The sequence below is a fragment of the Pseudomonas brassicacearum genome, assembly GCF_003732175.1.
Lineage (GTDB): Bacteria > Pseudomonadota > Gammaproteobacteria > Pseudomonadales > Pseudomonadaceae > Aquipseudomonas > Aquipseudomonas brassicacearum_G.
The window spans coordinates 74,538-96,122 of the sequence record NZ_MOBI01000001.1 but is presented as its reverse complement, the minus strand read 5'-3'; the positions used below and the strand labels follow the sequence as shown (position 1 = coordinate 96,122).

Below are 21,585 nucleotides of genomic sequence, written 5' to 3'. Positions count from 1 at the left end.
CCTCTGTGTAAAGTTTGCAAAGTTTATACCCGTGACGCCAGCCGCACAATGCAGCAGACCATAAGCAAAATCAAAGGTTTGCGTTAACTTGCGGGTATCGCCGGGGATTGTTTGGCGGCGTATGTGACAGCCGGGAGAGTTTTACAGGCTCGCCCGGCAATGCACCGGGCGTCCTTGAGCACTTAATCGACAGGGCTGATCAATCCGAATCTTCCACACCACTGTACATACCAGAATCTTTATATAAATCATGCAGATGGCGAACAAGCACCATGATGACCGCCGCCACTGGCAACGCCAGCAGGATCCCGGTGAAACCGAACAGCTCTCCACCCGCCAGAATCGCAAAGATCACTGCCACCGGGTGCAGACCAATCCGGTCCCCCACCAATAACGGCGTCAGCACCATGCCTTCCAATGCCTGACCGACCATGAACACCGCGACAATCCCGATCATCGGATACAGATCGCCACCAAACTGAAACAACCCGGCGATCAATGCCGCGCCGATACCGATCACAAACCCCATGTACGGCACGATCGCTGCCAGACCGGCAATCAAGCCAATCAACAGCCCCAGCTCCAACCCGACCAGCATCAGACCGGCCGCGTAGATCACACCCAACGCCAGCATCACCAGCAACTGCCCACGAACAAATGCGCCAAGCACCTCGTGACACTCATTCGCCAGCGAGACCACACGCTCTTCGCGATCACGCGGCAACAGGCTGCGGATCTTCGCCATCATCAGGTCCCAGTCGCGCAACAGGTAAAAACTCACCACCGGGATCAACACCAGATTGGCCAGCCAACCGATCAATGCCAAACCCGATGCGGTGGCCTGGCTCAGCACGATCCCGACGATGTCAGTGGCCTGCCCCATGTGCTCGGTGATCGCGGCCTTGACCTTGTCGAACTTCCAGAACCCATTCGCCAACCCGAGTTTCGACTGCGCCCAAGGCATCGCCGTGTGCTGCAACCAATCAAGCATTTGTGGCGCCAGTTCATACAAGCGGAACAGCTGTTTGGCCAGCATCGGCACCAACACCAGCAACAACGTCATGACGACCAAGGTGAACAGCGCGAATACCGCGACCACACCCCAGGTTCGCGACAGGCCAACTGTCTCCAGGCGATCCACCAGCGGGTCGAACAGATAGGCCAGCAACAGCGCCACCAGGAACGGTGTAAGGATCGGATGCAACAGGTACACAAATGCGCACAGCAGGGCTATCCCACCAAGCCACACCCAACGCCGTGTATCGGCCATGAATCACTCCAGCTTCTATATAAGGAAAGAAAAATCTACCAACGGAAACTCAACTGCGCTTTGGGCGCGGGTGCCGGGGCGACTGCAGGTACTGCACCGCCCACCGAAAGCTGAACCGGTGCAGGCGCAACGCCCGCCGGCACTTCTTGCAACTTCGCCAGACTCAACTGCGCTCGCAGCTGATCGGCACTGCCGTTGACGCGATACACGATCCGGTCGCCATCGACACTTTGCAGGTGCGCACCAAATGGCTCCAGCAAGCGCCCCAACACCGCGTAACGCTCCAGGTTCATGCCTTGCACCTCAAGTACCTGCTCGGTGGACGCTCCTGGCCTGGCAACGAAACGCAGCGCCAGGCGCTGACTCACCGCCAGCAATACCGCATCGGCCACGGCCGCACTGTCGGCCCCTTGCACACTGCCTTGCTCGCGCTGGTCACCCAGCCATAAATGCCACTTGGCCTGCCACTGACCGCCCTCTTCCCGCGCATGCACGGCCAACAGAGCGTCCGCGCCGTAACGTTCAGAGATGCCATGCAGCGGCGCCGGATCATTGCCTTCCAGATGCGGCGCGGTGGCGACGATCTGCTCGTTCAGGTCACCCAGCGGCAGGCGCAATGGCAGCCCCCGATGCTGTGCAGCACGCCGCAGTGGCGCGGCACTGGCCTGACCGTCGCCCACCAGGCTTGAGCCTTCGGTCGAATCGTTCAGCCACCAACCGAGAATCGACGGCCGATTAGTGCCCCACAAGGCCAGGCCTGCCTGACGCAGCGCCCGATCGGTGCTGACCGGATCGAAATCGACTTGCAGGCTTTCCGGTGGCCCGGCATCGTAGCCATATCGGCTGATGATCTGCTGCGGATCCTTGCGAATCGCCGCCAGCCCCGGACTCTGCGCTGCCTTGGCGTCACCGGTCAGACGCAGCACCAGCGTATCCAGCGCACGTTGGGTGGCCTGATCGCGCTCCTCCGGGGTCTGACTGCTGACCGGCTCGCGCACTTGATAGAGACCGTTAACGGTTTGGGCATGACTCGCCAGGCTGACCAACGACAAACAGCCCACAAACAGTAATTTACACAAACGCATGGAGGATTCCCGACGACAAAAAGCGGCTGGAACAGACCGCATGAACAGACTTGAGCAAGGCTGTGACCGCCGGCCTGCGCAAAACATTCACGCAATCGATGGAAGTTTTCACTCTGTCATAACGATAGCCGGTTAACGGCTATACCTTATACAGCCACGAGCGAGGTCACCAGCACGGGCATTTTCGGTTTTTTTAACACGATATGCCTCTGCCCGTCGGCCCGAGGATGGCCGCTGCCCCTCAAGCCTGATAAAATCGCGCGCCTTCGTAGACCGGCAACGGCTGGGTACTCTGAAATACTCGCGCAGCAATCGCGCCACACGTATTTCAGTGCACTCGCCGAACTCGGTCGTTACCCCTGAATCCCCCCTAAAGGCCTGGATCATGAGCAAGCAACCCTCCCTGAGCTACAAGGACGCCGGTGTAGACATCGACGCCGGTGAAGCATTGGTCGAACGCATCAAGAGCGTCGCCAAGCGCACTGCGCGCCCGGAAGTCATGGGCGGCCTGGGCGGTTTCGGCGCCCTCTGCGAAATCCCGGCTGGCTACAAGCAGCCCGTGCTGGTATCCGGCACCGACGGCGTCGGCACCAAGCTGCGCCTGGCTCTGAACCTGAACAAGCACGACAGCATCGGCATCGACCTGGTTGCCATGTGCGTCAACGACCTGGTGGTCTGCGGTGCCGAACCGCTGTTCTTCCTCGACTACTACGCCACCGGCAAACTGAACGTCGACACCGCCGCTCAAGTCGTCACCGGCATCGGTGCTGGCTGCGAACTGTCCGGCTGCTCGCTGGTGGGCGGCGAAACCGCTGAAATGCCTGGCATGTACGAAGGCGAAGACTACGACCTGGCCGGTTTCTGCGTGGGCGTGGTCGAGAAGTCGGAAATCATCGACGGTTCGAAAGTCGCGGCTGGCGATGCCCTGCTCGCCCTGCCGTCTTCCGGCCCTCACTCCAACGGCTACTCGCTGATCCGCAAGATCATCGAAGTGTCCGGTGCAGACATCGAAAACATCCAGCTCGACGGCAAACCGCTGACCGACCTGCTGATGGCGCCAACCCGCATCTACGTCAAGCCGCTGCTCAAGCTGATCAAAGACACTGGCGCAGTCAAGGCGATGGCCCACATCACCGGTGGCGGCCTGCTCGACAACATCCCGCGCGTTCTGCCAAAAGGCGCTCAAGCCGTGGTTGACGTAGCGAGCTGGACCCGTCCGGCCGTCTTCGACTGGCTGCAAGAGAAAGGCAACGTCGACGAAACCGAAATGCACCGCGTGCTGAACTGCGGCGTCGGCATGGTGATCTGTGTAGCTCAAGAACACGTTGAAACCGCGCTGAACGTGCTGCGTGAAGCCGGCGAACAACCTTGGGTCATCGGTCAGATCGCTACCGCTGCCGAAGGTGCGGCTGCGGTTGAACTGAAGAACATCAAGGCACACTGATGTACGAGCGGATGCAATCGCAGATGTCCGCCACCTGTGATGTTGTGGTGCTGTTGTCCGGCACCGGCAGTAACTTGCAGGCCTTGATCGACGACGCGCAGAACGCGGACAACCCTGCGCGCATTCGCGCGGTGATCTCGAACCGCGCTGACGCCTATGGTCTTCAGCGCGCCAGGGACGCGGGTATCGATACCCGCACCCTGGATCACAAAGCTTTCGAAGGTCGCGAGGCCTTCGATGCCGCCTTGATCGAATTGATCGACGCCTTCCAACCCAAGCTTGTGGTACTGGCCGGATTCATGCGTATTCTCAGCGCTGATTTCGTCCGTCACTATCAGGGTCGCCTGCTCAACATCCATCCTTCGCTGCTACCCAAATACAAAGGGTTACACACTCATCAGCGAGCGCTGGAAGCCGGCGACACCGAACATGGCTGCAGCGTGCACTTCGTCACCGAGGAACTCGATGGCGGACCACTGGTCGTACAGGCAGTAATACCGGTAGAGTTGCACGATTCGCCGCAAAGTCTGGCGCAACGGGTTCACACCCGCGAACATCAGATTTACCCAATGGCCGTACGCTGGTTTGCCGAGGGCCGACTGAGCCTTGGCGAACAGGGTGCTTTACTGGATGGTCAGTTACTCGCGGCCAGCGGTCACTTGATTCGAAACTAGGAGATTTTATGCGTCGCGCCCTGCTCTTCGCTTGTGCTCTGCTCGCCCTGCCTCTTGCGCAGGCGGCAGACCTTCAACCGTTCTCCGCCAGCTACACCGCCGACTGGAAGCAGCTCCCGATGAGCGGTTCGGCCGAACGCAGCCTGTCGAAAAATGACAACGGCTCCTGGACCTTGAATTTCAAGGCCTCCATGCTGGTCGCCAGCCTGACCGAGGAAAGCACCCTGAAGCTGGACAAGGATGCTTTGCTGCCTCAGTCATATAGCTTTGAACGCGGCGGCCTGGGCAAAGCCAAGAAGGTCAATCTGGACTTCGACTGGACCAACAAGATGGTCACCGGCACTGATCGCGGTGATCCGGTCAAGGTACCACTCAACACCGGTATGCTGGACAAGTCCACCTACCAACTGGCCCTGCAGCGCGATGTGGCAGCCGGCAAAAAAAGCATGAGCTACCAAGTGGTCGAAGGTGAAGACACCGACACCTACGACTTCCGCGTGATTGGCCAGGAAAAAGTCCAGACCAAAGCGGGCTCGGTCGATGCGATCAAGGTCGAACGTGTGCGCGACCCGACACAGAACAAGCGCATCACCGAAATGTGGTTCGCCAAGGACTGGGGCTACATCCTCGTAGCCCTGCGCCAGGTCGAGACCGACGGCAAGGAGTACAACATCATGCTCCTCGACGGTACGGTCGACGGCAAGGCTGTCAAAGGCAGCTAAGCAAGCAGATCGAAATGAAGAAGCCTCGCAATTGCGGGGCTTTTTTTCGTCTACCGGTTTGTGCCCAAGCCTTTGGAAACATGAAACTTCTGTCATGAAACCCCACGCCCTGCGACCGAATGTCACGGCCTGCAAGGGCCGCGGGATTTTTTCAATTTCTGCAAAAGATTATTACCGCGCACGAGCATTTACTTAGCAAGCTAACAAAATATATAACAAAGGCCTGCACACGCCTTGCTGCAGATCAATTGAGATTGGAGCCAGCAGATGACTGTAAAAGTAACTGAACGCGACGATTCACATAAATCCCACGAAGGTGTAGCCGCCGGTATCCGGATCTGGGATGTATATCAACAAGACATGCTGGTGGGGATGTTCCACTCCGAGAGCGATGCCCACAGCTATAAGGCCGAACTGGAAAATCTAGAGCAGAAGCGCGAAGCCTGAATACCGCAATTACAGACTTGGAAAACGACAAACCCCGCCAATGAGCGGGGTTTGTCGTTGTTGCAGTCTCTAAAGGCTTACCACATCAAATCATCAGGGATCTGATAGGCCGCGTACGGATCGTCCGCATCGACTTCTTCGGTCTGGGTGTTCAGTTGCACGATGCGTTGTGGATCGCGCTCCTGGATCTTCAGGGCCGCCTCACGCGGGATCACTTCGTAGCCGCCAGCGTGATGCACGATCGCCAGGGAGCCGCTGCTGAGCTTGTTACGCATCAGGGTGTTGACGGAGATGCGCTTGACCTTCTTGTCGTCCACGAAGTTGTAGTAGTCCTCGGTGGTCAACTTCGGCAGGCGCGAGACTTCGATCAATTGCTTGACCTGTGCGGCACGGGCCTTCTGCTCGGCCTTTTCCTGCTGTTGGCGATTGAGTTCCTGGTCGCGCTTGACCTTCTCGGCCATGGCTTCCTGGGCCGCACGCTGCTGGGAATCATCGAGTTCGATCTGACCTTTATGGGCCAGACGTTGCTGCTTCTGTTTTTCTTTGCCGACCTGTTTGGCCTGCTTTTGGTTGACCAGCCCTGCTTTGAGCAACTGGTCGCGAAGGGAAAGGCTCATGGTGCTTACTCACTTAGGCAACAGCTCAGCCGCAGCTGGGCAAATTCTTTTCCTGACGTTTGGCTTCGCCCCACAAGGCGTCCAACTCTTCGAGGGTGCAATCTTCTATGGGACGGCGGGTGTCGCGCAATGCCTGTTCGATAAATCGGAAGCGTCTTTCAAACTTGCTGTTGGCGCCGCGCAATGCGGTTTCGGGATCGACCTTGAGGTGACGCGCCAGGTTGACCACTGAAAACAGCAGATCGCCGACTTCGTCACTGATCGCTGTCGCGTCGTTATCCGCCATGGCTTCAAGCACTTCATCAAGCTCTTCGCGGACCTTATCGAGCACCGGCAATGCATCCGGCCAGTCGAAACCCACCTGCCCCGCACGCTTTTGCAGCTTGGCCGAACGGGACAACGCCGGCAGCGCTGCCGGCACATCATCGAGCAAGGACAATTGTTCAGGGGCCTGGGACTTCTCGGCCCGCTCATCGGCCTTGATCTCCTCCCAGCGCTGCTTGACCTGCTCCTCACTGAGCCGGGGGATATCCAGTGGTGCATACAGATCGCCCGTCGGGAAAACATGAGGATGACGACGAATCAGTTTGCGGGTGATGCTGTCGACCACGCCGTCGAACTCGAAACGCCCCTCTTCCCGCGCCAGTTGGCTGTAATACACCACCTGGAACAGCAGATCACCCAGTTCACCCTGTAAATGATCGAAGTCGCCACGCTCGATGGCGTCGGCCACCTCGTAGGCCTCTTCCAGTGTATGCGGGACGATGGTCTGGTAGGTTTGCTTGATATCCCACGGACAGCCGAACTGCGGATCCCGCAGCCGGTTCATCAGATGAAGCAAGTCTTCAAGGCTGTACATCAATCACACTCATAGCAAATAACCTGTGGGAGCGAGCCTGCTCGCGATGACGGTTCAACACTCAACACTTGTGTTGCCTGTCACTCCGCTATCGCGAGCAGGCTCGCTCCCACAATGGTCATCATCACGGGGTTCGGTTACGCCGGGTTTCAATGATGTTCGGCAACTGGGAAATACGCCCCAACAACCGCCCCAATGCGTCCAGCCCCGGAATCTCGATGGTCAGGGACATCAACGCGGTGTTGTCCTCTTTGTTCGAGCGAGTGTTGACCGCCAGCACGTTGATCCGCTCGTTGAGCAGCACTTGCGACACGTCACGCAGCAGACCGGAACGGTCGTAGGCACGAATGATGATGTCCACCGGATAGGTCAACACCGGCACAGGGCCCCAACTGACCTGGATGATCCGCTCAGGCTCGCGCCCAGCCAGCTGCAGCACCGAGGCGCAGTCCTGGCGGTGAATGCTGACGCCACGACCCTGAGTGATGTAACCGACGATCGCATCGCCCGGCAACGGCTGGCAGCAGCCGGCCATTTGGGTCATCAGGTTGCCGACGCCCTGGATCTGGATGTCGCCGCGCTTGCCCGGCTTGTAGCCAGTGGCTTTGCGCGGAATCAGTTCCAGCTGTTCGTTGCCGCGTTCCGGCTCGACCAGTTGCTGCGCCAGGTTGACCAACTGCGCCAGGCGCAAATCGCCGGCACCTAACGCTGCAAACATGTCTTCGGCGGTTTTCATGTTGGCCTTCTCGGCCAGCTTTTCGAAATCCACCTGCGGCAGACCGAGGCGATTGAGTTCGCGCTCGAACAGGGTTTTACCGGCTGCAACGTTCTGGTCACGCGCCTGCAATTTGAACCAGTGAACGATTTTCGCCCGCGCCCGCGAGGTGGTGATGTAGCCCAGGTTCGGGTTCAGCCAGTCGCGGCTCGGCGTGCCGTGTTTGCTGGTGATGATCTCGACCTGCTCACCGGTCTGCAGGCTGTAGTTGAGCGGAACAATCCGCCCGTTGATCTTCGCACCCCGGCAGTTGTGGCCGATTTCGGTGTGTACGCGATAGGCGAAGTCCAGCGGCGTGGCGCCTTTAGGCAAGTCGATCGCGTGACCGTCGGGGGTGAAGATGTACACCCGATCCGGCTCGATATCGACCCGCAGCTGTTCCGCCAGACCACCGATATCGCCCAGCTCTTCGTGCCACTCGAGCACCTGACGCAGCCAGGAGATTTTCTCTTCGTAGTGATTGGAGCCGGATTTGACGTCGGTGCCCTTGTAGCGCCAGTGCGCGCAAACGCCCAACTCGGCCTCTTCGTGCATCGCGTGGGTGCGGATCTGCACTTCCAGCACCTTGCCTTCAGGGCCGATGACCGCAGTATGCAACGAGCGATAGCCGTTCTCTTTCGGGTTGGCGATATAGTCGTCGAACTCTTTCGGGATGTGCCGCCACAAGGTGTGGACGATGCCCAGCGCGGTGTAGCAGTCGCGCATTTCCGGCACCAGCACGCGCACCGCGCGCACGTCGTAGATCTGGCTGAACTCCAGACCCTTGCGCTGCATTTTGCGCCAGATCGAATAGATGTGTTTGGCCCGGCCGCTGATGTCGGCATCAACGCCGGTAGCCTGCAATTCGGCCTGCAACTGGTTCATCACATCACTGATGAACCGCTCGCGATCAAGACGCCGCTCGTGCAGCAACTTGGCGATCTGCTTGTATTGTTCAGGCTCCAGGTAACGGAAGGACAAGTCCTCCAGTTCCCATTTGATATGACCGATGCCAAGACGGTGAGCCAGCGGCGCATAGATGTCGAAGACTTCCCGGGCGACCCGGTTGCGCTTTTCGTCATCGGCGGTTTTCACCGCACGGATTGCGCAGGTGCGCTCAGCCAGTTTGATCAGCGCGACGCGGACGTCATCGACCATGGCCACGAGCATCTTGCGCAGGTTTTCCACCTGCCCCTGAGAACCCAGAACCAATGATTGGCGCGGGCTCAGGCTGGCGCTGATCGCGGCCATGCGCTGCACGCCATCGATCAGTTTGGCGACCACCGGACCAAAGCGCTGGCTGACGGCCGGCAGCTGGATATGACCTTCGCGTACGCCACGGTAAAGAATTGCCGCGACCAGCGAATCCTGATCGAGCTTGAGGTCGGCGAGAATCTCTGCGATCTCAAGGCCCGTACGAAAACTCGACGTGCCTTCGGACCAGAGATTCTTCGCCGCTTTGTCTTGCTGTTCGGCCTGACGAGCGAACTCGCAGGCTTCTTTCAAGGCTTCGCGATCCAGTGCCGGATCGACACTGACCGCATGATCGAGCCAAGCCTCGAGATTGATACTGCCGTCGGTATTGATCGGCTGGTGTGCTCTCACCTGTACCATCTTGCTTACCTTCCCTACGACGCAGATTCAATGCGTCAAATCGCTGACCTTCATTGCCCACGCGCCCTCGCTGGGCTGAGCGGCTGATGCATGAGCGGTCTGGTCGGACCTGACGAGCCATCCTAGCTCGCTTCAAATAACGCCATGGCCTCGACATGTGCCGTCTGAGGAAACATATCGAGGATCCCGGCACGTTTTAACCGGTAGCCCTGCTTGATCAATTCGACCGTGTCGCGGGCCAAAGTTGCAGGGTTGCACGACACATAAACCAAGCGCTTGGCACCCAGCGATGCGAGTGTGCGTACCACCTCGAAAGCACCATCGCGCGGTGGGTCCAAGAGTACCGCAGAAAAGCCCTCGCCGGCCCATTTGGCATCAGCCAAAGGCTGGGATAAATCGGCCTGAAAAAACTTCGCGTTATGCAGATTGTTGCTAGCAGCATTCGCTGCGGCGCGCTCGACCATGGTCTGCACGCCTTCTACCGCTACCACTTCACGGACTTTCTGCGCCAGCGGCAAGGCAAAGTTACCCAAGCCGCAGAACAAATCGAGCACGCGTTCGTCAGCGGCAGGCTTCAGCCATTCCAGCGCCTGGGCGACCATCGCTTCGTTGACCCCGGCGTTCACCTGGATGAAGTCGCCCGGGCGATACGCCAGTTCAAGATTCCATCGTTCAAGTCGGTAAGCCAACGCCTGATCGGCATCGACCGGTTGCGGCTCGCCTTCGCCATGCAGCCACAATTGGGCGTCATGGAATGCGCAGAATTCCTTGAGGATGCTCAAGTCGTTTTCAGACAGTCGCGCCATGTGCCGCAGCAACAAGGCCTGTGATGAACCGGCGAACAATTCCACATGACCCAACGCCTGAGGCTTGCTCAAGCGCCGGAGCATTTCCGACAAACCGCTCATGATCGGCTGCAAGGCCTGTACCAGCACCGGGCAATCGTTGATACCGACGATGTCCTGGCTGCCGGCGGCACGGAAACCGACTTCGAGTTTTTTCGTCTTCACGTCCCAACGTACCGCCACTCGGGCGCGACGTCGGTAGGCAAACTCAGGACCGCTCAAGGGTTCTGCCCACTGCTCGGGTTCAACACCGGCCACTCGCGACAACTGCTCGGCGAGCATGCGCTGTTTCAGGGCGAGCTGTTCGTTGTGGGGCAGATGCTGCACGCTGCAACCACCGCAGCGCCCGGCATGGGCGCACGGTGCCGGACGACGCAATTGATTAGCGACGAAGACGCGCTCGGTGCGCGCCTCGACAACTTTGCCATGGGCACCCAGGACGCGCGCCTCGACTTCTTCACCGGCCAAAGCACCGATGACGAACCAGGTACGACCTTCGAAAAACGCGATACCGCGACCGTCATTCGCCAGGCGCTCGATGCTCAAGCGCTGCTTTTTTCCGGTCGGGACTTGCGGGGCCTTGCTGCCGCCAGTGGGTTGGAAGCGCAGGCCTCTCTCTTGCTTGGCCATCAGTTGGGTGCGTCGAAAATGCCGGTCGACAAGTAACGGTCGCCACGGTCACAAATGATCGCGACCATCACCGCGTTTTCGACTTCTTTGGACAGGCGCAGCATCGCGGCTACAGCACCACCCGAGGACACGCCACAGAAGATCCCTTCTTCGCGCGCCAAACGACGGGTCACGTCTTCGGCTTCGCTTTGGGCCATGTCGACGATCCGGTCAACCCGATCGGCTTGATAGATCTTCGGCAGGTATTCCTGCGGCCAGCGACGGATACCCGGAATCGCCGAGCCTTCCATCGGTTGCAGACCGACGATCTGCACCGCCGGATTCTGTTCTTTCAGGTAACGCGAGACACCCATGATGGTGCCCGTGGTGCCCATGGAACTGATGAAATGGGTAATGGTGCCCTGGGTCTGGCGCCAGATTTCCGGGCCGGTACCGGTGTAATGCGCCTCGGGGTTGTCGCCGTTGGCGAACTGGTCGAGCACCTTGCCGCGACCCTCAGCCTGCATCCGCTCGGCGAGGTCGCGAGCGCCTTCCATGCCCTCTTCCTGGCTGACCAGAATCAGCTCGGCGCCATAAGCGGTCATCGCAGCCTTGCGTTCAGCGCTGGAGTTGTCGGGCATGATCAGGATCATCTTGTAACCCTTGATCGCCGCGGCCATGGCCAGGGCAATCCCGGTGTTGCCGGAGGTCGCCTCGATCAGCGTATCGCCAACATGGATCTGCCCACGCAGCTCGGCACGGGTAATCATCGACAGCGCCGGACGGTCCTTGACCGAACCCGCCGGGTTATTACCCTCGAGCTTGAGCAGCAGGGTGTTGCTGGTGGCGCCGGGCAGGCGCTGCAAACGAACCAGCGGAGTGTTGCCGACGCAATCGGCGATGGTGGGGTACTGCAAGGTCATGGCGTATTCGCAATCCAGACTGCGGGGGCGACCATCATACCGGCAAACGTGCGCAGGCCATATCACGCAAAGTGTGGTGCTTATGGCTTATGGGAATAAGCGCTGGTTTTGTGGTGGTTTGTAGATTGCCATCGCGAGCAGGCTCGCTCCCACAGGGTCCGAGTTGTTCATACTTTTTGCGGTTGGAACCGTACCAATGTGGGAGCGAGCCTGCTCGCGAAGGCGTCGTCACTGACGCCATCAAGATCAGCCACTAACCGCATATTCAGCCGCAACCCTGCCCCGGTATTCTCCGCCCACAAGCACCCACCCTGACGCTGCACCGCGTTGCGCGCGATGCTCAGGCCCAGGCCAAAGCCGCCATTGCCGGGGCGTGAGCCGTCGAGTCGGGTGAACGGGTCGAAAATACGCTCCAGATCGTCTTCGGCGACACCGCCGCCTTGGTCTTCGAGCCACAGCAGCCAGTAATCGCCGTCGCGCTGGCCGTCGAGGCGCACGCTGCCACCGACCGGAGAATGGCGGATGGCGTTGCGCAGGATGTTTTCCAGTGCCTGAGCCAAGGTATTCAGATGGCCGCGAACCCAGCACGAAGCCTCCACCGCGCAGTGCAGTTGCCCGGCGGGCCAACCGCTTTCATAGCAGGCGTTTTCCGTGAGCATTTCCCAAAGCGCTTGTATCTGGATCGTCTCATCCGGTAATGCCGAGCGCGGAGTGTCGAGCCAGGCCAGTTGCAGAGTGTCCTCTATCAGCCGTTGCATGCCATCGACTTCACGACCGATTCGCTCGCGTAGTTGCAGCAGGTCCTCTTCACTTTCGCTGGCCACCCGCAGACGGCTCAATGGTGTGCGCAGCTCATGAGACAAGTCGCGGAGCAGTTGCTGTTGCACAGCCACGGGGCTTTGCCGGCGTTCGGACATTTGATCGAAAGCGTGGGCCTGTTCATCCCGGTTGTTCAAAGGCGTCACCCGGTCAGACCATTTCATCAACGGCACTCATTACATAACCCTTGCCCCACACGGTGCGCACTTCGCGCTCGCCGTAGCCGATGGCCTTGAGTTTGCGGCGGATCTGGCTGATGTGCATGTCCAGGCTGCGGTCGTGGGGCGCGTAGCCGCGCTGCAACACCTGCTGATAAAGGAAGGCCTTGCCAAGCACTTCATCGCCATTGCGGTTCAGGGTTTCCAGCAGCCGGTATTCGCTGCGAGTCAGCCCGGCCCACTGCCCACCATAATGAACATCACACCGTTCCTCGTCGAAACGCAGGTTGTGAACGTCGCAGTTGAACGCTGGCGACGTATGTCGACGGTCCAGGGCCACCCGCCGCAGGATGGCTTCGATGCGCACCCGCAACTCGGCCATGCTGAAAGGCTTGGGCAGGTAGTCGTCGGCCCCCAGACGAAAACCGCTGATGCGATCCGCTTCGGCGCCCAGTGCCGACATCAGCAGCACCGGGGTGGAGTCGCGCGCCCGCAGGTCGGTCAATGCCGCCAGGCCATCCATGCCTGGCAGCAAAATATCCATCAGTACGATATCGAAGGTGTGCTCACGAGCAATCGCCAACCCGTCCTCGCCATTCCGGCACCAGGTCACCTGAAAGCCACTGCGCCCCAGATGTTCATGAACATGTGCCCCCAATACAAGGTCGTCTTCAATCGCCAGGATACGAGGGGGGCAAACAGATACGGGAGTCATTAGCTTCTGCAAGTCATTCTCAATCACTGATTATTCAAGATTGCCCGACCGTGAGCAACCCGCGACTTTCGTCGCAGCCCCCTGCAACGTTCAAACCGTCACAAAGCTCTGGATAATTTGCCGGGATTGCCCGCCAGCAAATCGCTACACTGCGCGGGTAGCGCGTGCCGGATGCACGCGCAGGTCATCTATAAACAGCGTGATAGCAGGAGAGTGACGTGCTGAAGAAACTGGGGATCAAAGGTCGCGTATTGTTGTTGACCTTGTTGCCAACCAGCCTGATGGCCTTGGTTCTGGGCGGCTACTTCACCTGGATGCAACAGTCCGACCTGCAAACCCAACTTCTGCAACGCGGCGAAATGATCGCCGAACAGCTTGCACCTCTGGTCGCCCCGGCCATGGGCCACAAAAATGACGACTTGCTGGAGCGCATCGCGACCCAGTCACTGGAGCAACCGGACGTGCGCGCCGTGTCGTTCCTGGCGCCGGACCGTACGCAACTGGCGCACGCCGGGCCGCTGATGCTCAACCAGCCGCCCACCGGCGACAGCGCGCATATGCTGCAACGCACCGGCAACGACGCCACCCGTTACCTGCTGCCGGTGTTTGGCAGGCATCGCAACCTGGCCGGCGAGCTGATCCCCGATGAATCCGATCGCTTGCTGGGCTGGGTCGAGCTGGAACTCTCCCACAACGGCATGTTGCTGCGCGGTTACCGCAGCCTGTTCGCCAGCGTGCTGTTGATCGCCGCAGGTCTGGTCGGCACCGCGCTGCTGGCATTGCGTATGGGCCGCACCATCAATACACCGCTGAACCTGATCAAGCAGGCCGTGGCACAACTCAAGGAGGGTCATCTCGAAACCCGCCTGCCCCCGCTTGGCAGCCAGGAGCTGGATGAACTGGCCTCGGGTATCAACCGCATGGCCAGTACCCTGCAAAACGCCCAGGAAGAACTGCAGCACAGCATCGATCAGGCCACCGAAGACGTCCGGCAGAACCTCGAAACCATCGAGATCCAGAACATCGAGCTGGATCTGGCGCGCAAGGAAGCCCTGGAAGCGAGCCGGATCAAGTCCGAGTTCCTCGCCAACATGAGCCACGAGATTCGCACGCCGCTCAACGGCATCCTCGGTTTCACCCATTTGCTGCAAAAAAGCGAACTGACGCCGCGTCAGCTCGACTACCTGGGCACGATCGAAAAGTCCGCCGACAGCCTGCTGGGAATCATCAACGAGATTCTCGACTTCTCGAAAATCGAGGCCGGCAAACTGGTACTCGACAGTATTCCGTTCAACCTGCGCGATCTGCTCCAGGACACCCTGACCATCCTCGCCCCGGCCGCCCACGCCAAACAGCTCGAACTGGTCAGCCTGGTATACCGCGACACCCCGCTGTCACTGGTTGGCGACCCGCTGCGGCTCAAGCAGATCCTTACCAACCTTGTGAGTAACGCGATCAAGTTCACCCGCGAAGGCACCATCGTCGCCCGCGCCATGCTTGAAGAAGAACACGAAGACAGCGTGCAACTGCGCATCAGCATTCAGGACACTGGCATCGGCCTGTCAAATCAGGACGTGCGCGCGTTGTTCCAGGCCTTCAGCCAGGCCGACAACTCGTTGTCGCGGCAACCGGGTGGTACGGGTCTGGGGCTGGTGATTTCCAAGCGTCTGATCGAGCAGATGGGCGGCGAGATTGGTGTCGACAGCACACCGGGCGAAGGCTCGGAATTCTGGGTCAGCCTGAGCCTGCCAAAAACCCGTGACGATGCCGAAGACCTGCCAGGACCACCGTTGCTCGGACGGCGCGTTGCGGTGCTGGAAAACCACGAACTGGCACGCCAGGCCTTGCAGCACCAGCTGGAAGACTGTGGCCTTGAAGTGACCCCGTTCAACACCCTCGAAAGCCTGACCAATGGCGTCACCGGCGCGCACCAGACCGAGCAGGCGATCGACCTTGCCGTGCTCGGCATCACCTCCAACGACATGCCGCCGGAGCGGCTGAATCAGCATATCTGGGACCTCGAACACCTGGGTTGCAAAGTGCTGGTGCTGTGCCCGACCACCGAACAGACGCTGTTCCATCTCTCGGTGCCCAACCCTCACAGCCAATTGCAGGCCAAACCGGCCTGCACCCGCAAGTTGCGACGCGCGCTGTCGGACCTGGTCAACCCGCGTCAGTTACGCAATGAACCGGGCGAACCAATTTCCAGCCGCGCGCCCAAAGTACTCTGCGTCGACGATAACCCGGCCAACCTGCTGCTGGTACAGACGCTGCTCGAAGACATGGGTGCCAAGGTACTGGCAGTCGAAAGCGGTTACGCAGCGGTCAAGGCCGTGCAGACCGAAGCCTTCGATCTGGTGCTGATGGACGTGCAGATGCCAGGCATGGACGGACGCCAGAGCACCGAAGCGATTCGCCAATGGGAAAGCGAACGGCATTGCACGCCGCTGCCGATTGTCGCCCTCACCGCACACGCCATGGCCAACGAAAAACGCGCCTTGCTGCAAAGCGGCATGGACGATTACCTGACCAAACCGATCAGCGAACGCCAACTGGCACAGGTGGTGTTGAAGTGGACCGGGCTGGCCCTGCGTAACCACGGTCCGGAGCGGGCCGACGTTTATGGCAACAACAGCGACCTGCTGGTGCTCGATCCCGATGAAGGCCTGCGCCTGGCGGCCGGCAAAGCCGATCTGGCGGCCGACATGCTGGCGATGTTGCTGGCCTCTCTGGAAGCTGATCGCGAGGCGATTCGCGTCGCTCGTGAAAGCAATGACCAGAATGCCCTGATCGAACGGGTCCACCGCCTGCACGGGGCGACACGCTATTGCGGCGTTCCGCAGTTACGTGCGGCCTGCCAGCGCAGTGAAACCCTGCTCAAGCAACAAGACCCCAAAGCCGTCATGGCACTGGAAGAGCTTGAGCGGGCGATCAACCGCCTGGCCTCGCAAGCGCGTATTGGCGCTTGACCCAGCGCAATGGCGCGGCGGGCGTTGAGGGTTAAACTCAACGCATTACCCCTACGGATTGATCGTTCCCACGCTCTGCGTGGGAATGCCTCGCTGGACGCTCCGCGTCCGCTCTTGGGACGCGGAGCGTCCCTGGCTGCATTTCCCACGCGGGAGCGTGGGAACGATGAATGTCGTGAGACTTCCAGGAGGACACCATGCGTACGATTCTCTTCAGCAGCCAGACATACGACCGCGAGAGTTTTCTCGCAGCCAAAGTGCCCGCCGGTATCGAGTTGCACTTCCAGCCCGCGCGCCTGAGTCTGGACACGGCGGCGCTGGCCGAGCGGCATGAAGTGGTCTGCGCCTTTATCAATGACGACCTGAGTGCGCCGGTGCTTGAACGACTGGCCGCTGGCGGTACGCGCCTGATAGCCCTGCGCTCGGCCGGTTACAACCACGTTGACCTGGCTTGCGCGAAACGCCTGGGTTTGAGCATCGTCCGCGTGCCGGCCTACTCGCCTCATGCGGTGGCCGAACACGCGGTGGCGTTGATCCTGGCACTGAACCGACGCCTTTACCGCGCCTACAACCGGACCCGCGAAGGCGATTTCAGCTTGCACGGGCTGACCGGTTTCGACCTGTTCGGCAAGACCGTCGGCGTGGTCGGCACCGGCCAGATCGGCGCCACCTTCGCGAAAATCATGGCCGGGTTTGGCTGCAAGCTGCTGGCCTATGACCCTTACCCTAATCCTCACGTCCAGGCCCTCGGTGTCCGTTACCTGCCCTTGCCGGAGCTGTTGGCCGAGGCGCAGATCATCAGCCTGCACTGCCCGCTGACCTCCGAGAGCAAACACCTGATCAACAGCCAGTCGCTGGCGCATCTGCAACCCGGCACCATGCTGATCAACACCGGGCGTGGCGGGCTCGTCGACACGCCTGCGCTGATCGATGCACTGAAAAGCGGTCAACTAGGGTATTTGGGGCTGGATGTCTATGAAGAAGAAGCACAGCTGTTCTTCGAGGATCGCTCCGACCTGCCGTTGCAGGACGATGTGCTGGCGCGGCTGTTGACCTTCCCCAACGTGATCGTCACCGCGCACCAGGCTTTCCTGACCCATGAAGCGTTAGCCGCAATCGCCACAACGACCTTGCAGAACATCACCGATTGGGCCGCTGGCACACCGCACAATCAGGTCGAAAAATGATTTGGCCTGATCGAAGGTCGCAACCATGGACCATGCCTGATTCTTTCGCGTGCTAGCATACCGCGCATATTTGGAGGACCCATGGTCGAACACGATTTCCGCTACAGCCTGATGAACCCGCAACACACCTTGACCGAATGCCGCGCATTGACGCCGGGGCGTTATCAAGTCACCGGCAACGGCGGCTCGATCCGCGCCGACGACGTGTTGTTGGTCACCCTCAAAGGCAGCAAGGACTTGTCCATGCGCCTGACCGTTGAAAACGTTCGTCACCTGCTCAAGCCCATGGGCCAATGGGTTGCCGTGGCCAGTGGTCCGGTGTTTGGTGAACTGGCGATCCACAACTGGCAAGTGAACTGCGACAGCTGCGCCAAAGAACTGAAATTCGAGTTCGCGGTCGACGCCAAGCTGGGCAACAAGGCCGAAAAACCGGCCGCCACTGCACGGATTGCCGAACTGGGCTGGACCACTGCCAGCGAGAAGCACCTGTGCCCGAAATGCCAGGAGCCCGTGTAATGAAACACCTCGTTCTGGCCGCGATGGCGGGTGCCAGCCTGCTGGGTTGCGCCGCTGAGCCGGTGCAACTGCAGCAGGATCGCAGCTATGTGCTGGAGTGGATCGGCGAACGCCCGCTGATCGACTACAGTCACCTGACCATCACCCTGGGTGAAGACGGTCGCGCTTATGGCAATGGTGGCTGCAACCACTGGTTCGCGCCCTACACGCTGGACGGCGACAAGCTGAGCTTCGGCAAAGTCGGCAGCACTCGCAAAATGTGCGCCCCGGCCTTGATGGAACAGGAAAAACGCTTCCTGCAAGCGCTGGAAACCGTACAGCGCTGGGACATCTCGCCCATCGAGCAAATGCGCTTCTGGCCCGCCGAAGGCAAGCCACTGCGCTGGTGGCTTGAAGAGGGTTAAACCCCTCGATTGCACCTGTGGCGAGGGGGCTTGCCCCCGTTGGGCTGCGAAGCAGCCCTTAATCCACCACCGTATTCTGTCAGGCACACCACCGCTACCTGATTTGCGACTGCTGCGCAGTCGAACGGGGGCAAGCCCCCTCGCCACACAAGCTCCCTCGCCACAGGTGGGTGCTCGGCCCGTCGTCAATTCATCGCCTGCAACGCCTTGAGCTTCGCCATCACCCCCGCCGCCGTCTGCTCACCCATCAACTGCTCGCGCACCTTGCCCTTGTCATCGACGATGTAGGTCACCGGTAGCGCCTCGCTACGAGGCAACTCAAAGCGGTCGGCCGGATCCTGGGCCAGCACGGTGAACGTGATCCCGAGCTTTTCACTGGCGCTCTTGAGCTCTTCGCCCTGCACATTGTCGAAATTGACCCCGAACACACTGATTTTCTGATCTTTGAGCTGTTCAGCCAACGCGTTCAATTGCGGAATTTCGGTACGACACGGGCTACACCACTCAGCCCAGTAATTAAGTACGAACCATCGGCCATCCAACCGCTCGGACGCTACTTTCTGTCCCAACTGATCGGTGCCGTAGTCATAGCCACAGCCGCCAAGCAGCAAGGTTGCGAAGAGGGCCAATGCTGCTGTCAGTCGCCTTGTCATGGGGTCATCCTTACTCAAAAAATAGGTTCTGCTGCGACCCATCGCCTCCCAAGGTTCAGGACTGCTCGCTGCACAGGTAGAATAGCCGCCACCTTACGCAAGATGCGAACCGCTAATGACCGATCTGACGCTTTATCACAACCCGCGCTGCTCGAAATCCCGCGGTGCGCTGGAACTGCTGGAAGCCCGTGGCCTGACGCCAACCGTGGTCCGCTACCTGGAAACCCCGCTGAACGCCGCGCAGCTGCAAAGCCTGCTGGGCAAACTCGACATCAGTGCCCGCCACTTGCTGCGCACCGGCGAAGACGAATACAAAACCCTGAACCTGGCCGACAGCAGCCTGAGCGAAGCGCAATTGATCGCTGCCATCGCCGAACATCCGAAACTCATGGAACGACCGATTCTCGAAGTCGGTGACAAAGCCGTCATCGGCCGTCCGATAGAGAACCTGCTGGAGATTCTGCCGTGAGTGCGCCGTACATTCTGGTTCTGTACTACAGCCGCAGCGGCTCGACCAATGAAATGGCCCGACAGATTGCCCGTGGCGTAGAACAGGCCGGGATGGAAGCGCGCCTGCGCACGGTGCCGGCGATCTCCAGCGAATGCGAGGCGGTGTCGCCGGACATTCCCGACGAAGGCGCACTGTATGCCAGCCTCGACGACCTGAAAAACTGCGCGGGCCTGGCCCTTGGCAGCCCGACCCGCTTCGGCAACATGGCGGCGCCGCTGAAGTACTTCCTCGACGGCACCAGCAACCTGTGGCTGACCGGCGCACTGGTGGGCAAACCGGCCGGGGTCTTCACCTCGACGGCCAGCCTGCACGGCGGCCAGGAAACCACCTTGCTGTCGATGATGTTGCCATTGCTGCACCACGGCATGCTGATCACCGGCCTGCCCTACAGCGAATCGGCATTGCTCGAGACCCGCGGTGGCGGCACGCCTTACGGCGCCAGTCATCATGCTGGTGCTGACGGCAAAAGCGGTTTGAACGAGCATGAAGTCGCCTTGTGCCGGGCCTTGGGTCTGCGCCTGGCGAAAACCGCCCTGAAACTGGAGCGCTAACGTGGCCAAAAAGCCGAAGGCTCTGCCCTCCATCGATTGGCTCGAACCACGAGTTCGGGCGATGCGCGTCATCAGCCTGCTGTGCTACTTCGGCCTGGCGGGATTACTCTGCGCCTATTACCTGATGATCGCCGACCTGCATGGTGCACGGCCGTGGGTCATCCTGCTGATTGAGCTGGTGCCCTTGTTGGTGCTGGCACCGGGCATGCTCAGCGGCAGCGCGCGCGGGCATTCATGGATGTGCTTTGTGGTGAACCTGTATTTCATCAAGGGCGCGACTGCCGCGTTCGACCCGAATCGACAGGTGTTTGGTCTGCTGGAAATGGCCGCGAGCCTGGCAGTGTTCTGTTCGGCACTGCTGTATGTGCGCTGGCGGTTTCAGTTGAACCGCAAACTGGCTGGCGAAGGCGAAACCTCCGTCGCCTGACGGGACGCCATCGCGAGCGGGCTCGCTCCCACATTGGATCTACGTTGTTCACAAATCCCCTGTGGGAGCGAGCCTGCTCGCGATGAAGGCGCCTCGGTCTCAATGATTCACTGTGTAAGCCAGCATCATCGAAATCTGGCACATCGGCCGGCCACTCTCGGCGTGCCATTGGTTGAAGGCGTTCTGCACCGTTGCCAAATCGCGCAGGCTGGTCGGCACCTTGTCGATAATCTGTTGCGCATTCAACGCCGCGACCACGTCATAGCTCGGCACGAAGGTGTCCTTGCCGACCATCCGCAGAAACCGCGGTGCCGATAACCCGCCCAATTGATGCCCGTGTTTGGCCAGGTATTTCCACAGGCCAACGATGTCGGTCACCGGCCAATCGGCGATCAACTCGCCGAAGCTGCCCTTCTCTTTCGCCACGTCCAGTATGAACTGCGCATTGCGCGGCACGCTCTTGAGCTTGCCCAGGTGGCGGATGATCCGCGCGTCCTGCATCAATCGTTCAAGGTGCTCGGCGCCCATCAGTACGACCTTTTGCGGGTCGAACCCGAAGAACACTTCTTCGAATGCCGGCCACTTGGCGTCCACCAGGCTGTGCTTGAGGCCTGCGCGAAACACCCGCAACGCCAAGGTCGACAGGTAGCGGTCATCACTGATCTGGCGCAGTTGTGCCGGGGTCTTGGGTACGGGCAGATGGGCTTCCAGTTCGGCTGCCGAACCAAAACGGTTCAGACAGTATTCGTGCAGCCACTTGTAATCGCGCATGCCCTCTCCTGAGCAATGAAATAAAAACGGCGCCCGCGAGC

21 protein-coding genes and 1 pseudogene are annotated in these 21,585 nt (G+C 60.0%); 11 read left to right on the top strand and 11 right to left on the bottom strand.

The annotated features are described in order from the left end of the window. Positions 1 to 199 precede the first annotated feature (199 nt). Entirely contained in the window at positions 200 to 1,270 is a 1,071-nt protein-coding gene (locus BK658_RS00490) for an AI-2E family transporter (protein ID WP_123580202.1), read from the bottom strand. Between the two features lie 35 nt (positions 1,271 to 1,305). Further along, the gene (locus BK658_RS00485) at positions 1,306 to 2,355 is read right to left on the bottom strand and encodes a DUF2066 domain-containing protein (protein ID WP_185019756.1); all 1,050 of its coding nucleotides are present in this window, start codon (positions 2,353 to 2,355) and stop codon (positions 1,306 to 1,308) included. Between the two features lie 385 nt (positions 2,356 to 2,740). Between BK658_RS00485 and purM the strand changes: the two genes are divergently transcribed. The 4 genes from purM to BK658_RS00465 all read left to right on the top strand — a co-directional run bounded on the left by purM (position 2,741) and on the right by BK658_RS00465 (position 5,642). Then, a complete protein-coding gene (gene purM / locus BK658_RS00480; RefSeq protein ID WP_123580198.1) occupies positions 2,741 to 3,799 on the top strand; it encodes a phosphoribosylformylglycinamidine cyclo-ligase in 1,059 nt (352 codons plus the stop codon). Between the two features lie 23 nt (positions 3,800 to 3,822). Next, positions 3,823 to 4,473, top strand: a complete 651-nt coding sequence (gene purN, locus BK658_RS00475) for a phosphoribosylglycinamide formyltransferase (protein WP_123580373.1) — start codon at positions 3,823 to 3,825, stop codon at positions 4,471 to 4,473. Positions 4,474 to 4,481: 8 nt separating this feature from the next. Continuing rightward, positions 4,482 to 5,195, top strand: a complete 714-nt coding sequence (locus tag BK658_RS00470) for a DUF3108 domain-containing protein (protein ID WP_123580196.1) — start codon at positions 4,482 to 4,484, stop codon at positions 5,193 to 5,195. Positions 5,196 to 5,462: 267 nt separating this feature from the next. Next, the gene (locus BK658_RS00465) at positions 5,463 to 5,642 is read left to right on the top strand and encodes a hypothetical protein (RefSeq protein WP_123580194.1); all 180 of its coding nucleotides are present in this window, start codon (positions 5,463 to 5,465) and stop codon (positions 5,640 to 5,642) included. 77 nt (positions 5,643 to 5,719) lie between these two features. On the opposite strand, the gene BK658_RS00460 is transcribed toward BK658_RS00465, so the two are convergent. The 7 genes and pseudogenes from BK658_RS00460 to BK658_RS00425 all read right to left on the bottom strand — a co-directional run bounded on the left by BK658_RS00460 (position 5,720) and on the right by BK658_RS00425 (position 13,555). Beyond that, complete coding sequence (locus tag BK658_RS00460) at positions 5,720 to 6,259, bottom strand: DUF2058 domain-containing protein (RefSeq protein WP_123580192.1); 540 nt, start codon at positions 6,257 to 6,259, stop codon at positions 5,720 to 5,722. A 25-nt stretch (positions 6,260 to 6,284) separates the two neighbouring features. Continuing rightward, positions 6,285 to 7,118 carry a nucleoside triphosphate pyrophosphohydrolase gene (gene mazG, locus BK658_RS00455; RefSeq protein ID WP_123580190.1) on the bottom strand — a complete coding sequence of 278 codons (834 nt, stop codon included), beginning with the start codon at positions 7,116 to 7,118 and terminating at the stop codon, positions 6,285 to 6,287. 124 nt (positions 7,119 to 7,242) lie between these two features. Then, positions 7,243 to 9,486 carry a GTP diphosphokinase gene (relA, locus tag BK658_RS00445; RefSeq protein ID WP_123580188.1) on the bottom strand — a complete coding sequence of 748 codons (2,244 nt, stop codon included), beginning with the start codon at positions 9,484 to 9,486 and terminating at the stop codon, positions 7,243 to 7,245. Positions 9,487 to 9,608: 122 nt separating this feature from the next. Continuing rightward, the gene (gene rlmD, locus BK658_RS00440; protein ID WP_123580186.1) at positions 9,609 to 10,961 is read right to left on the bottom strand and encodes a 23S rRNA (uracil(1939)-C(5))-methyltransferase RlmD; all 1,353 of its coding nucleotides are present in this window, start codon (positions 10,959 to 10,961) and stop codon (positions 9,609 to 9,611) included. Next, entirely contained in the window at positions 10,961 to 11,863 is a 903-nt protein-coding gene (cysM, locus tag BK658_RS00435) for a cysteine synthase CysM (protein ID WP_123580184.1), read from the bottom strand. Before cysM ends, rlmD begins: the two co-directional genes overlap by 1 nt. Positions 11,864 to 12,030: 167 nt before the next feature. Beyond that, positions 12,031 to 12,804: pseudogene (locus BK658_RS00430) on the bottom strand (sensor histidine kinase); the annotation flags it as partial. A gap of 28 nt (positions 12,805 to 12,832) precedes the next feature. After that, on the bottom strand, positions 12,833 to 13,555 hold the full coding sequence (locus BK658_RS00425) for a response regulator transcription factor (protein ID WP_123580182.1): 723 nt from the start codon (positions 13,553 to 13,555) through the stop codon (positions 12,833 to 12,835). A 218-nt stretch (positions 13,556 to 13,773) separates the two neighbouring features. On the opposite strand from BK658_RS00425, the gene BK658_RS00420 reads away from it, so the two are divergent. The 4 genes from BK658_RS00420 to BK658_RS00405 all read left to right on the top strand — a co-directional run bounded on the left by BK658_RS00420 (position 13,774) and on the right by BK658_RS00405 (position 18,631). Beyond that, positions 13,774 to 16,524 carry a response regulator gene (locus tag BK658_RS00420; RefSeq protein ID WP_123580180.1) on the top strand — a complete coding sequence of 917 codons (2,751 nt, stop codon included), beginning with the start codon at positions 13,774 to 13,776 and terminating at the stop codon, positions 16,522 to 16,524. A 197-nt stretch (positions 16,525 to 16,721) separates the two neighbouring features. Continuing rightward, complete coding sequence (locus BK658_RS00415; protein WP_123580178.1) at positions 16,722 to 17,711, top strand: 2-hydroxyacid dehydrogenase; 990 nt, start codon at positions 16,722 to 16,724, stop codon at positions 17,709 to 17,711. Positions 17,712 to 17,792: 81 nt separating this feature from the next. Then, positions 17,793 to 18,227, top strand: coding sequence for a hypothetical protein (locus tag BK658_RS00410; RefSeq protein WP_054593574.1), 435 nt, complete (start codon positions 17,793 to 17,795; stop codon positions 18,225 to 18,227). Continuing rightward, on the top strand, positions 18,227 to 18,631 hold the full coding sequence (locus BK658_RS00405; protein ID WP_054593575.1) for an META domain-containing protein: 405 nt from the start codon (positions 18,227 to 18,229) through the stop codon (positions 18,629 to 18,631). Before BK658_RS00410 ends, BK658_RS00405 begins: the two co-directional genes overlap by 1 nt. Positions 18,632 to 18,816: 185 nt before the next feature. Here BK658_RS00405 and BK658_RS00400 read toward each other — a convergent pair whose 3' ends face one another. Continuing rightward, complete coding sequence (locus BK658_RS00400) at positions 18,817 to 19,284, bottom strand: TlpA disulfide reductase family protein (protein ID WP_123580175.1); 468 nt, start codon at positions 19,282 to 19,284, stop codon at positions 18,817 to 18,819. A gap of 115 nt (positions 19,285 to 19,399) precedes the next feature. Here BK658_RS00400 and arsC point away from each other — a divergent pair, with 115 nt between their 5' ends. From arsC to BK658_RS00385, 3 genes are read left to right on the top strand one after another with little or no spacing between them, the layout of a single operon-like run. After that, positions 19,400 to 19,753 (top strand): arsenate reductase (glutaredoxin), encoded by a 354-nt coding sequence (arsC, locus tag BK658_RS00395; protein WP_123580173.1) that lies wholly within the window; start codon positions 19,400 to 19,402, stop codon positions 19,751 to 19,753. Then, the gene (gene wrbA / locus BK658_RS00390; protein WP_019693120.1) at positions 19,750 to 20,346 is read left to right on the top strand and encodes an NAD(P)H:quinone oxidoreductase; all 597 of its coding nucleotides are present in this window, start codon (positions 19,750 to 19,752) and stop codon (positions 20,344 to 20,346) included. Before arsC ends, wrbA begins: the two co-directional genes overlap by 4 nt. A gap of 1 nt (position 20,347) precedes the next feature. Further along, entirely contained in the window at positions 20,348 to 20,773 is a 426-nt protein-coding gene (locus tag BK658_RS00385; RefSeq protein WP_123580171.1) for a DUF2069 domain-containing protein, read from the top strand. A gap of 99 nt (positions 20,774 to 20,872) precedes the next feature. Here BK658_RS00385 and BK658_RS00380 read toward each other — a convergent pair whose 3' ends face one another. After that, positions 20,873 to 21,544, bottom strand: coding sequence for a DNA-3-methyladenine glycosylase I (locus tag BK658_RS00380; RefSeq protein ID WP_123580170.1), 672 nt, complete (start codon positions 21,542 to 21,544; stop codon positions 20,873 to 20,875). Between the last annotated feature and the right edge of the window lie 41 nt (positions 21,545 to 21,585).